The 14,040-nt window shown below is 37.4% G+C and carries 5 protein-coding genes; all 5 read right to left on the reverse strand.

Annotated elements, in window-relative coordinates:
- Positions 1–19: 19 nt before the first annotated feature.
- The 5 genes from QM481_RS23120 to QM481_RS23140 all read right to left on the reverse strand — a co-directional run bounded on the left by QM481_RS23120 (position 20) and on the right by QM481_RS23140 (position 13,937).
- Positions 20–244, reverse strand: a complete 225-nt coding sequence (locus QM481_RS23120) for a ferredoxin (RefSeq protein ID WP_283383540.1) — start codon at positions 242–244, stop codon at positions 20–22.
- Entirely contained in the window at positions 237–1,484 is a 1,248-nt protein-coding gene (locus QM481_RS23125) for a peptidase U32 family protein (RefSeq protein WP_283383541.1), read from the reverse strand. Before QM481_RS23125 ends, QM481_RS23120 begins: the two co-directional genes overlap by 8 nt.
- A gap of 325 nt (positions 1,485–1,809) precedes the next feature.
- The gene (locus QM481_RS23130; protein WP_283383542.1) at positions 1,810–7,179 is read right to left on the reverse strand and encodes a T9SS type A sorting domain-containing protein; all 5,370 of its coding nucleotides are present in this window, start codon (positions 7,177–7,179) and stop codon (positions 1,810–1,812) included.
- A 52-nt stretch (positions 7,180–7,231) separates the two neighbouring features.
- Positions 7,232–12,643: a T9SS type A sorting domain-containing protein gene (locus QM481_RS23135; RefSeq protein WP_283383543.1), complete on the reverse strand. Its 5,412-nt coding sequence runs from the start codon at positions 12,641–12,643 to the stop codon at positions 7,232–7,234.
- 166 nt (positions 12,644–12,809) lie between these two features.
- Positions 12,810–13,937 carry a lactonase family protein gene (locus QM481_RS23140; protein WP_283383544.1) on the reverse strand — a complete coding sequence of 376 codons (1,128 nt, stop codon included), beginning with the start codon at positions 13,935–13,937 and terminating at the stop codon, positions 12,810–12,812.
- Between the last annotated feature and the right edge of the window lie 103 nt (positions 13,938–14,040).

Genomic DNA, 14,040 nt, shown 5'->3' on the forward strand with positions numbered 1-14,040 from the left:
TATCATTCTAAGAACCTTTCTATCTCACAATCTGAATAACCTTTACGGGACAAGCTTCCAAGGCTTGTTCATTCTCGGGGAGTTCGTCCTCGGTAAGTTGAACTTGATAAATCCCTTTTTTTTCGATAGCACCCAGCAACACCGCCTTACCATCTTTTTTGGACATGCGCCAACGATGATAGGCTATTTCAACACAGGCATTACAACCAATACAACGATTTCGGTAATGAATCAACTTAAACATGAGCAGATATAATTTTATAGAGTTTATCAGATGGACGTATCTTTTCAGCCACTCGTATCGCTATGGTTTCGCCCCTACCCGCCTTTATGACTGGACTTCCCTCATGATTTCGGATTTCCTCCGCTACGGCCTCCACGTATCCTGTGGTTGGTCCAGTAATAATCAATTGGTCACCTATATTAATTTCTTGACTTTCAAGTAAAAACTCACCCACTCCGATTTTTTCAAAATACTTCACTCCTTTTCCTAGATATACCTTTTTCTGAGTAGCGACAGAACCGTATTGGTTACTCCACTCGCCCATTTTACGACCTAGGTAATACCCATCCCAAAAGCCCCGATTATATACTTTGCTTAGTTCTGCTTTCCAATGTTCAATCTTTTCTGGCGTATAAGTACCTTCTGCGATAGCATCCACAGCCTGTCGGTAACACTGCGTAGTGGTAAATACATAATCGGCAGCACGTCCACGGCCTTCAATTTTTAAGACCTTCACTCCTGCGTCAATGATTTTGTCCAAAAAATCAATGGTACATAAATCCTTTGCCGACATAATATATTCGTTATCGATTTCGAGTTCAATTCCCTCTTCTTTATCAATGACTGTATATTCTCGACGACAATTTTGGATACAAGCCCCACGATTTGCCGAAGCATTATGAGAATGTAAACTCAAATAACATTTTCCAGAAACAGCCATACACAAAGCCCCATGCGCAAAAATCTCGACTTGTACCAAGTTACCCGATGGACCAGTAATCTGATTTCGTTGAATATTTTTTACGATATCTCCAACCTGTTTTAAAGTCAACTCACGAGCCATCACCACCACATCGGCATAATCAGCATATAATTCGACAGTTTCGATATTGGTAATATTGGACTGTGTAGAGATATGGAGTTCCATCCCTTTTTTGCGACAGTAATTCATCACAGCCAAGTCAGAAGCAATCACAGCCGTGATTCCAGCATCTTTAGCTTGATCGATAATTCTTCGCATCAAAGAAATATCATGGTCGTAAATAATGGTATTGAGGGTGATATAACTTTTAACCCCGTGTTCGGCACACACACGAGCCACTTCGGGCAGGTCATCGACAAGAAAGTTGTTGGTTTGGCGGGCGCGCATATTAAGTTGTTCAACCCCAAAATATACCGAATTAGCCCCTGCTTTGATAGCGGCCATCATCGACTCCCAAGAGCCAGCTGGAGCCATGATTTCTATAGATGATTGTGTCATTTTGCAAAATTCTTTGAAAATCTATCTCAAATGAGATACGATATAGACCTGTCTTTTGAAAAACAAGTCTTCCTGAAAACCCGCAAAATTAGGCATAGAGTTATTTCTTCTATATAATAAAAGTAGGTATCACAAACTGATAAATATCAATTTTGAATACCTACTTTTATATATTAACACGGGTGAATAAATTCACCCGCTAAATGGAATAACTGCTTAAGAAATCGTCATATTGATACTCTTAAACGCAAAAAAGTGTTAAACTTCAATCTAAGGGGCTTTTTTTCCTTAGACGAATAGAGTTTAAACAGCTACTTTTCGCTCATTACTCCTTTATCACCTTACGGCTAAAAGTTTTATCTCCAACGGTCATTTGCAGAAAATAAACGCCTGCTGGTAATGTACTAATATTCAATTGACCTTCATGCGCTTGGGAACGTGTTGTATTATGCTGAACCTCTAGCACTCGTCCTTGGGTATCACTTAAGCGCAAATCATAAGAAGCAGGCTTATCGGTTCTAACTTTCCAGGTCAAATAATCTGAGGCAGGAACGGGATACACCTCCACATGAATACCGCTTTCTTCTTCTATACCTAAAACCAACACAGTTACTTTGGCTGTTCCACTTACTGTACCTGTACCGCAGATATTTTTCACCTCTGAAAGCGCATAAGAGGTCGTTGATAAAGGATTTACCGTAATCTCAAATGGTGTTTTCTGAGCGGTAAATTCTCGTCCATCCGACAATTTAAAAGTCCATGGAGCATGAGAACCCAAATCCACCTTCAACTTAGCTTCCTTGCCATAATCAATCGATTGGTCGCCTGAGATACTGGCTGTAGCGGGGATGTTGGTGTATAATCCGACAAACACACTTGGCGAGTATTCGTAGCATCCATCTTTTTGTACTAATACTCTATAACGGCCAGTTTGAGTAGCTTGGTAAGAAAAGGATATCGCATTGGGGATTTCTTCATTATTTTTCTCCCATTGATAAGACAGTCCTATTTCTTTGCTAGCCTGAAAAAGTAATTTATCTATCCCACAATATGACATGGAGTCTTTTGGCGAGATAGCACTTAGGAACCTTGTTTTAGAAATATTGAGTTTATCAGATAAACCTTGGCAAACTCCATTGGCAGTTTTTAGTTCAGCTTTGAGTTGATAAACACCTTCTGATTGAGTAAATAAATTAGGACTGGTACCAATCACCTGATTATTTTTTACCCATGAATAAGAAAGTAGTTTGGAGTCTATCGTGTTATTATTCACATTGGCCCGAAGATTTATTAATTGATCTTGACAAAGCGAAGAATCTATTCCAACAATATCTGTTTTTAACTTATTAAGTTTTATCGTAATTGGCCCAGTAGTCATAACGCACCCTGATTTGTGAGAAATTTTCAAATGGTATATCCCCTCCTGATTAGTCGAAAATCCTTTCACAGAATCTTTATCAAAGGCGGTTTTAACTTTTACTCCATTTCTAAAAACCTCATATTGATAAGGTCTCATTTGAGTATCCAACCCTCCTATTTTAGCAAATGGATGTATTTGACTTGCACAACTCGTCAAAAACGTTTGATTTTTGAGAATACTATAGGTTACTAACGCTTCATCAGAGTCATTAAATTGGAAAGCACTCAATTCATTTACGATACCAATCGTAACGACTTTAGATAACATAGAACAAGTTCTATCATCGGAATATTTAAGTTTCAGTAACGCTTGATACTTTCCTGGCTCGGCCAAACGTGCTACTCCAAACGTATAATTGGTGCCATCTATCCTACTAGGTGCTACCAAACTGGTCTTCTCCGTAGTTACTCCATTTTCATTTTCGCTACGATAAATCTCTACCCCATCTTTGTACCAGATTTGACTATATCCAATCAATTTCGATGAGGTTGGATTCCAAAATCCATTTCCACTAATATTAAAGCTTAGCATAGCTACATCTCCCTTACAAAGAGAGTAGTTGTTGGTTGAGTCATTGTTAGTAGTAGCATCATATACGGGGAGTTCAAATGGTTTATTTAGATAAGCCGTTTTTTCAGATATTCCGAAACAATCTCCAAATTTTACACGTACTTGGTAATTTCCTGTTTCGCTTAATACTAATGAGGAAGCTGTTGCATTCGGTATAATCTGATCATTTTTATACCATTGATATGCGTATAATGCATTTGGGTTGTTTACTTGAAGTATATACTCAGGCTTATTACAGTTATAAAAAGCACTTACTTCATTCTGATTTAATGATGTTATTATGGAAAGTGCCTTGGTTGTATTCTCTTTCACTTCAAAAGTATCAGATATGGACTCACATGAATTCAACTTCATTTTCACTTGATATAAACCACTTTCTTTAGCTTTAAGCTCAGACCCACCATTTTCTGAAATAGAACCGCCTATCTTTATCCACTCATATCGGGCAACAAAAGCTGGTACAGGATTACGTCTAACATTGAGAGTAGTATAATCACAAGAGATAATTTGGGAACCTTCAATATAGGGTTTAGATAATGTTTTTAACTTAACCGATACCGATTCTGACTCCCACATGCATCCAGATGGCATTTTTTCTACTACTTTATAAATACCAGCTTTGGTAACTTCATAATTAAGTGAAGTGGCTCCCGTAATCAAAGTATCATTCAAGTACCACTGTACCAGATTAGTCTGTGTGTAAGCGGCTCTTAGATGCAATGTGTCACAACCAATGTAATTATTGTGAGTAACCTCTTCTCCATCGCTTAGTAGATTAATAACTGGGTAAGTATTATATTCTCCAGGACCATACCTTACATTGAGGTATTTGGGGGTAGACTTCAAAGTACCATCTTCAGATTCAATCCATATACGAGCTTGTCCTTTGATTTGCGGCACGGTTATCTCAATAGGATTTGTTCCTTGACCTATTACCTTCCCTTCCTCGGACAAAACTTTGAAGGTAGTACCAGCAGGTACATTACCTAAAACCTTGAAAGGTATTGTAAGCTTTGTTCCATAACACGGTGGAGAACTCGTTAAATTAGACAGAACATCCTGATCTAGCACAACCTGACTGCATTCAGAAGGACTAATGGTTACTGTAGTTTTTAAGGTACTAGTACATATTGTATTGTTTGAAAAACCTGTAATCAAATACTCTCCTTGTTGCGCTGCGGTAAATTTGTTTATGATGATAGGATTTGTATAACTATAACGATTATTTAGATCAAGGTTATTAGGACCTTTCACTTGGTAATATTCGACATTCTCAAAATTTTGACTGAGTGCTGATTGAGGTTTTGGAAAGATAAATTCACCATTTTCACAAACGGTAAAAGAGGTTGGATAGTGCATATCCAGAGGTTGATTGACGTCGACAGTTACGGTGGCTGATGCCACACAAGTATTTCCATTATTAATTGTAACAGTATAAACTCCTGCATGGGAGTCATTTACATTAGGTATTACAATATCGTTTTGTGTAGCTGTAAATCCATTCGGCCCCACCCATTTAAAATCCTTGAAATTACTAATCTTAGGAATCGACAAGCTACTGCCGTGACAAACACTTAATTTGCTTGGGACATCCAGTCCAATTGCAGTCGGCATTGACATTACAGAGCAATAATCGTTTAGTATCTGCACTTGATACTTGGCAGCATTGGCACCATTTAGTGTAATTTTAGGTAAGGATGCCACCTTCATTAAGATGTCATTTTTGTACCACAAATATTTGGAGTTCGTCTGGATTGGAATTTCTAGCGAATATTGCCCTTGTGAAACACAAGCCACCTGAATTGGCACATTTTGAGCCTTATCTATTTCAACAACCAGTGTATCTGTAGCGTATGTGCAAAACATATCAGTATATTCAATCCAATATTTTCCAGCTTCGCTAATCAACAGTTTACAACCAACTATTTTACTGTTATCTATAATTTTGCCATCTTTTTTCCATACTTTCTTCAGATCTGTTGAAGCGCATCGAGGATCTATCATCGGGTAGCTTGTTCCTTTGCATAAATGTATCACTCCTTTGTTCTCAAAGTCGGAGTCTACGCTCTCCATCTTTATATCATTCAGCGTTATGGTATCACTATAAACCACACAGCCATTGATATTATTCATAGCTTTGAAGCGGTAAAGACCTTTTTGGGTTAGGTTTTTAGCCCAATATCCTCCCCATACAAGCGTATCATTTCTATACCACTGTAGAGTCCATTCATTCTCGTTAGGAAAGTACGAATTGATATACATAGTTCTATTGGTCCTCTTGTAAAGACAGGCAAATGGATCGATAGTATCCATAACATTGATTGCTGTCACACTTTGCTTTCCTTGCTTTACGATTAGAGTATCTCTTGAAATACATCCACCTTGTTTCACCTCTAAAGTATATGTCCCTACTTCATTGTATTTGATTATATGGGCATTTCCATTTACCTCCAATTTATTCTGTAACACCCCATCTTTAAAAAAGCTAGCATTACCTTGTGCCAAAAAACTGACCCCAACAAAACTAGGGTAGTTGTTACAAATCAAAAACTCTTTGCCATAGTAGTTAGGACCTCCAGCAAAAGCGTACAAATCACTTAAAACGTTATCGCTCAAGATTACTTCCTGCTTAGCTGAAGTACCCGAACACAAACCATCACTAAGCGTATATCGATAAACGCCAGGTTCTTTTACTGTTAAATCATACCAATTTTGACCTACCAGAGGCTCGTCATTCTTAAACCATTGAATTTTCCAAGTTTGTGTATTATAAACGTCTTGATTGTAAACACTGGAATATAGAGTAACTTCGCCATCATTTTTGCACAATTTGATTGGAGTACTTGAACGGTCATAATTATATGAAACATTAAAGGACTCTACTGTTTTCACAGCAAATGAATTTGTTGTGTATTCACAATCTTTTGTTTTAATAATGGCATAATAGGAAGCAGTTTCTGATACATATATAGAAGCAAAAGAGGAAATTTTCTGACCATTTTTATACCAACTCACCTGATCGGAGCTAGCAAAATTGGTTGTATCGACAAAAAGTTGCGGTTTAGCGCCTTCACATAAATTAATAAGAGTTGTTCCTGATTTATTAATATCCGCATTAATATACCCTCTATCATCGAATGCTTTTTCTCCAAATTTTAATTTTACAATATTTTCATAAAGACAATCGGGTTTTGAAAATTTTACAGATGTTGAATCCTGAACGATACAATTATATTTATCTTTAATTTTAAGGCGATACATTCCTTCAGACTTCTTGGTAATACCTTTTAAGACAGCAAATACATCATTTGATGTAAAATTATTCGCCCCGGTCCACTCATAACTCAGTCCATCAATGTATCTATTAAAATACGTCTCAAAATACAATCCTCCGCCAACAACCGTCTGACTGATTGGCGTTCGACCAGACAAATCCTCTTGACCGACAATAACATTTAGGTAGGTAATTTTACCATCGATCGTGACATAATATACTCCTGAGCTTGCGAGAGTAGTTTTTTCAATAACTGGATTTTGAAGAGTGGAACTAAACCCATTTGGACCACTCCATTGATACTTTGTACCTCCAGAGGCTGTAAGCGTCAGTGTTTTCCCAAGGCAAACAGGTGAGTTAGATGACGCTTGTTGTCCATAGAGCCCACAAGAAGCATATAATAATAGAAGAATAAGGTAAAGGTGTTTCATGATGTTTTAACTTTTTGGATAATAATCTATATGTACAGCTACTTTTCGCTCATTACTCCTTTATCACCTTACGGCTAAAAGTTTTATCTCCGACGGTTAGTTGTAAGAAATAAACCCCTGTAGGTAATGTACTAATATTCATTTGACCTTCGTGCGCTTGGGAACGAGTGGTATTATGTTGTACCTCTAATACTCGTCCTTGAGTGTCGCTTAGGCGTAAATCATAAGAAGTAGGTTTATCGGTTCTAACTTTCCATGTCAAATAATCTGAGGCAGGAACGGGATATACTTCCACATGAATACCGCTTTCCTCCTCCATACCTAAAACCAACACGGTTACCTTGGCTGTTCCAGTTACTGTACCTGTACCGCAGATATTTTTCACCTCTGAAAGTGTATAAGAGGTCGTTGATAAAGGATTTACCGCAATTTCAAATGGCGTTTTCTGAGCGGTAAATTCTCGTCCATCCGACAATTTAAAAGTCCATGGAGCGTGAGAACCCAAATCAACCTTCAACTTAGCCTCCTTGCCATAATCAATCGATTGGTCGCCTGAGATACTGGCTGTGGCTGGGATGTTGGGTAGTTGCCCAATTTTAACAGATGGGCTCATATCCCAACATTTTTCATCGTAAACTAAGCTTCGATAAACTCCTAATTTATTTACTGTCAAAGATGCGGTCGTGGCATTTTCGATTTCTTGTTGATTCATTTGCCAATGATATCGTAATCCTTTTGCTTCTGGCAATTTCAATTCTACCGTTTTACCTTCACAGAAATACGCAGAATCAGCAGGAGTAATGGGCAAGGATAACTTAGGTTTGTATACAACTATTTTTTTTGATTCGCCTGTACAATTTCCTGAAGATACTTTCAACTGATAAATACCCTCAGAGACTTGTTTCACATGCGCATCTGTATTCTTGATTGGACTATTGTCCTTATACCATACGTACTGATAGTTTTTTGAAAACTGGTCTGAAGCAGCAACATATATCGATGATTCAATACCATCATCTATTGTGTTACAAATTTTCAGAGAGTCATTCGTAATATAAAAAGGGAAATCAGATCTTAGCTCAACCTTGATTGAATTAGGATAATAATTGATTGGTTGTGTTTTAGCAACACAACCTGTTACATAATTTACAATCAAGCGATAGGTCGCCTTTTCTGAAATCGTAAACTTATTTAGTGTATCTAAGGATGTGGTTGTTTTGACTGTTACATTATTTTTCTGGATCGTGTATTTCGCTACATTAACCCTTCCCGTCGTTGATTTTATATATTCCTCAAATGGTCTTATCTCATTAGAACATCCTCTCAATTCTCTTACGTTAGGATACAAAGCGGTACTTAAGCCTGAATGAATAAATCGAAGACCAACGGTATCTTTTGCCCAGACTAGCGTAAGGTTTTTTGAAGAAAAATCACAACTTGAACCATCTTTAAATTTTGTACTCACCACCACTTTATAGGTACCAACTTCTTGAAGCCCTGCCTGACCCCAATCATAGGAGTAAGTGGAAAAAGTATTAGTTGAAAAAGACGAGGTGGTATTGGTATTATTTTCATATTTATGGACATAAATAACTTGATTGTCTTTATACCATGTTTGGGTACCACTTACCAAGTTTTTCTCTTGCGCCGAAGTAAGATTATTAAACATCGAAAAACTTAGGTTTATACCACTTCCACTACAAATACTGATGGTATCTGGCTGAATACTATTGTAACGGTTTAGATCATCAGCTAACGTAGTAATAGAAAATTCAATAGTGGGTGGTACTAATGGATTATTAATCACGACCTCATTTGATAACCCAAAACAATCTCCTGAGCTTACTTGAAGCCTATATCTCCCCGACTCAGTTACTGGCAAATTCTCAGTGTTTACATTAGGAATTTTAACATCATTCTTTAACCAAGAAAACACGATACTTTTGGGTTCTATTATACTCGAATAGAGAACATAATTGGAGGAATTACAAGCAAGAGGTTGTGCTACTGCCATATCTCCCAAATAAATAGAAACAGGTATTAGTTTATCTTTCCGGGTATTAATTTGCAAGGTTTCAGAATTTGAACGACAGGCACCCAGAGACATCGATACCTTATACACACCTTCCTTGTTAATTTCTAAAGTTGGCGATTTTGTTGTGGCAATAAGCGTATCATTCCGACTCCAAGAATAGCTTGCATTATTATATGAGCTGGCTCTAATAGTCATCCTCTCTCTGCCACAATACAAATAGTTATCGTTATTATAAGTGTAAACATTAATGGGTGGATAAATATATTGAAAGCTAACATTTACCTCCTCACTTTTTAACGAACAGCCCGAAGCAAATGCTACTTGAACAGCATATTGCCCTCCTTTATTCTGTTTGACAGTATAGTTTAAATCCTTTGTCGTGGTCAAAGTTTGATTATAAAACCATTGAGTATTTGATTTGTCCAGCGCTAAAGCAGATATATTAGTAATCTTCAATACCAGCGAGTCACATCCTGAAAAATTGGTTTTACTAATCAGTTCACTCTCTAAGGATGGTAATAATTGGGGTACACTATTTTTATCTACTGAATTGATGGTAAGGGTTCTTCTGGAAGAAACAACTCTTCCATCTGATGTTTCAACCCACACATTGGCTACATCAAACCATTGAGGAATCGTAATTTTAATGGGACTACTTGTTCCAGTACCTACAGTGATAATGGTACCATTTTTCTCCATTTTAGCCACAATCGGTTGATTAGAAGGAAAATCTCCTATCAAAGTGAAAGGTAAATCAAATGTTCCATTAGGACAAGGTGGCTTAAGGGAGTTGAGGGTTTGTTGGTCTATCTGGAGGTCTTTACAAGTAGATACAGTTTTTAATTGAGTAGTAACTTTCACAGGACACGACGAATAAGGGGAGTAACCTACCAGCGTGTAAGTCCCTTCATAGGTCTTGTTATAAACAGGAATTGTAACATCAAAGGTATTTAATGTACCCTTCTGATTGATATTTGGCCCGTATAACTCGTAGGTTTCAGCAGGAAAAGATACATTCTTATTTTCGGGTAAAGACAAAGGATTAGGAAACTTAAAAGTAAATCCTTCACAAGCCTCTAGAGTCGAAACATAAGTCATTGTAGGAACGGCTGATACATACACTGAAACATCTGCTGTAAGAGCACAAGCAATATGGGTATCCCATGCTTTCACTGTGTAAACACCACTGTTGGCAAGTGAAGGATTAGATATTTGTAGTTGTGCATTTGAAGAAGTAAAACTATTTGGTCCACTCCACTGAATATTTTTTAAATTGGTTTGTGCTGACAAAGTGAACGGTGTGCCAGAACAGGCCGTTATCATACTTTTTTCGACTGCAAGTATATTCTTGACATTCAAAAAAGAAGAAATGGAAGGACAGCTTCCTTGTGTATATGCCACAACTTGATAGCTATTATTACCTCCTTGACCTATTGGTAAATTTGGCGAAGTAGTTGCGCCTAAATAAACTCCCTTTGAGTACCAAAAGAAGGTATTTGCAGTACTAGAACCAGCGTTTAGTTGCAATGAGGTTCCATTACAGCTCATACTTAATATTGGCTGTGCTAGTGTTGGGGTAATTTCAACTGTTACTGTATCTGAGTAATTAGTACAATCTTGTAACTGCCATTCTACCCAGTACTTCCCTCCTTCACTGACTGTTAAGTTACAAGGATTATCGGTATCTGGCGAAATAGTTTTACCATCTTTTTTCCATGTTTGAGTAATATAAGTGCTCTGACACTCTGGGCTTGAAAGTGTGTATTCATTACCTGTGCAAATTTTTATATTCTTCTTTTCAAAAGTTTTATAGACAAATGGTGTTTTAGCTGGAGAAATAGTTAATAATTGACTTTGAGCCACACAACCAGTCTTGCTATTTTTAGCAATAAACTGATATACCCCAGGTTCTCTCATGGATGTCCCATAGCCAGTTTTAAACTCTTGTCCATCTTTATACCAAATACTACTCCAATCACCACCAATATAATCTTTCATATAAAGATAGGACGTAGCCTCATTAGGGTTTTTGCAAATGTCAAAGTTCATTATGCTATTTCTAATGGGTACTGCAGTTGCTTTACTTCCTTTCGTAATCGTTAATGTGTCGTAAGCCTCACAGGCACCATTCTGTACCTTCAGCACAAAAGTTCCAAATTTATCATCAGTTGAAACGAGGGTCTCCCATTCAGAATAACTTCCAATGAGTTTTCCGTCTAGAAATAACTGCTTTGCTCCTGCTCCTTCAACCCACAAATAAGTGTAATCTGACCAGTCGTTACAAACCAAAAACTCTCTGGTGTCATATTTATTAAGAAGGCTAGTTCTAACAGATAGATTAGCCTCTATCTTATTAGTCTTTTTTACGACAAAACCTTCCGATATACCTGAGCAAAACGCATCACGTACTACTAATTTGTACGTACCCTCATCTGATACCGTAATACTTGATCGAGATGTGTTGTCGATAGGTTTATCATTTCTTAACCATTGCCAATTCACATAGTTTTGGTCTACAGTTTGCCCATCAGCACTACCATTCAAAGTTATTGAGCCATTTTTATCACAAATAATATTGCTATTGACACTGGTCGTTATTAAAACTGATGTATTGGCTGTTAGCTTGATATTAATGGGAGAAGAAACATACCTACATGCACCTTTGGTCACAATGGCGCTATAAGTTCCATCAGTATCTATACCAATTGTTGGTGACCCTATTGAAACTTGCTGTTGATTTTTAAACCAAGTAACCTTCACATCACTTCCCCAGTAGGTGGTATCGATGGTTAATTTATCAAATGTATTTTTACAGAAAGTGTAATCACGAGGAGATGATGATGCTATATAAATTTCCTTACTTGTACCAGTCTGACTTGACTGAAGAAATGCTGTTAATGAATAAGGACAATCTGCATTTGTGAGTTTGATATTAATCGAGTCCTTTTGAATACAACCGTAATCATCTGTTATTTTCACTTTATATAGTCCTTGTACCTTCTCATTGAAGCCCTTAAATACAGGAATCTTGTCATTGCTACTAAATCCATTGGGGCCTGTCCAAGCATAGGTTATATAGTCGGATTCTAACCCTGGAACAGAGATTAACGACAATTTTGCGCCTGTAATTTCTTGAAACATGTATCTTGGATACTGCGGGCGTTGCCCCACAACTACTTCTTGAGTAAAGCTTTTTTGGTCAATGATTACAGTATATCTTCCAGAGGCTAATGCAGTCGCATTGGGTATCGAAGGATTTTGGAGATTTGAAGAAAAGCCATTGGGTCCTGTCCAACTGTAAGAGCTTCCTCCACTGGCAGTCAGCGAAACTGTACTCCCAATACATACAGGTGAATTTGATGAAGCTTTTTGAGCGGAAACTAACTGATAGTTAAATAGTAGTAAAATAATTAGGTAAAGGTGTTTCATAATATGATGTTGAATTTTAGACTACAAAGAAATGAAGTTTTTCACTCGATAAAAAACTTATTCTTCACTCAAAATCAAAAAAGGCTTAGTGATATCAATCACCAAGCCTCTCGGTATAATCGCAGTTAATTTTACGTTACTTTATCGTATTGGGAAATATTATCCCCTACAACGCATCTGCAAATTTTAAACATACAGGCATCGACACTTCTATTGAGTAGCCTGTGTATTTGAGCTTACCTGTTTTTTTATCTCTACTAAATACAGTAACATTATCGCTGTCCTGATTAGCAACTAATACATAATTACCTGTTGGATCAATGGCAAAGTTTCTTGGAGTTTTACCTTCCACTGGTGTATTATCTACCCAAGTGAGTTTACCTGTTTTGGCATCAATGGCATATACCGTAATGCTTTCATGTGCACGATTGGAAGCATACAAAAATTTACCATCAGCTGAAATATGAATATCTGCATCCCACTTGAGTCCTGTGTAGTCAGACGGTACTGTCGAAATCGTCTGTATGGGTTTCAAGGCACCTTTTTCATAACGATATGCCGTAACTGTTGCCGTTAATTCTTCAATAACGTAAGCGTATTTATTGTTAGGAGAAAATACAAAATGGCGCGGTCCTGAACCTGGTGTCGAGCTGGTAAAGGCTGGTTTACCAGGGTTTAAAAGTCCTTTTTGTGTATCTAACTTATAGGTATAAACTTTATCCACACCCAAATCTGGCACAAAAACATCGGTATTATTTACTGCAACATTCACAGAGTGAACATGTGGTTTTTCTTGACGATTTTTATTTACCGAACTCCCTGTGTGTTGAATAGTCTGTGTGGCTTTCCCTAGCGTTCCATCTGATTCTACAGGGAGAATACTCAAACTTCCTCCTCCGTAATTACCTACCATAACCCATTTGCCTGTACGGTCGGTAGTTACATGGCAAGAACCTGGCCCTCCCGCTGATTGTGAATTGAGATACGATAATACCCCTTGTTTTCTGTCAAATCTGAAAGAATTTACCGTGCCATCGCCATCGGTTTCTCCTACCGAATACACCATTTCTTGGGTTGGTGAAACTGCTACAAAGGAAGGATTTTTGACACCACTAACCGAACTAGCATATTGCAGTTTTCCTGTCGCTGGGTTAAAACGATACACATAAATGCCTTTACTAGTTTTGGCAGTGTATGTGCCCACAATCATGTAAAATTCTTTAGATGCTGTTTGGGCTAGGACATTGACCATGGTCATCATGGTAAGTCCGACGAGTAGAAATAGTTTTTTCACGGGATAGCTGAAGGTTTGAAATAAAATACTTTGATAAAACGAAGTTAGTATTCTGAAAGTAAAATATTGTACTTTAACCAATAAAAAACCACGCTCTCACAAC

Source organism: Flectobacillus rivi, assembly GCF_030056655.1.
GTDB classification, from domain to species: domain Bacteria; phylum Bacteroidota; class Bacteroidia; order Cytophagales; family Spirosomataceae; genus Flectobacillus; species Flectobacillus rivi.

Coding starts and splice junctions, on each gene's coding strand:
- QM481_RS23120 (WP_283383540.1), bottom strand. CDS start 244: ATGTTTAAGTTGATTCATTACCGAAATCGTTGTATTGGTTGTAATGCC.
- QM481_RS23125 (WP_283383541.1), bottom strand. CDS start 1,484: ATGACACAATCATCTATAGAAATCATGGCTCCAGCTGGCTCTTGGGAG.
- QM481_RS23130 (WP_283383542.1), bottom strand. CDS start 7,179: ATGAAACACCTTTACCTTATTCTTCTATTATTATATGCTTCTTGTGGG.
- QM481_RS23135 (WP_283383543.1), bottom strand. CDS start 12,643: ATGAAACACCTTTACCTAATTATTTTACTACTATTTAACTATCAGTTA.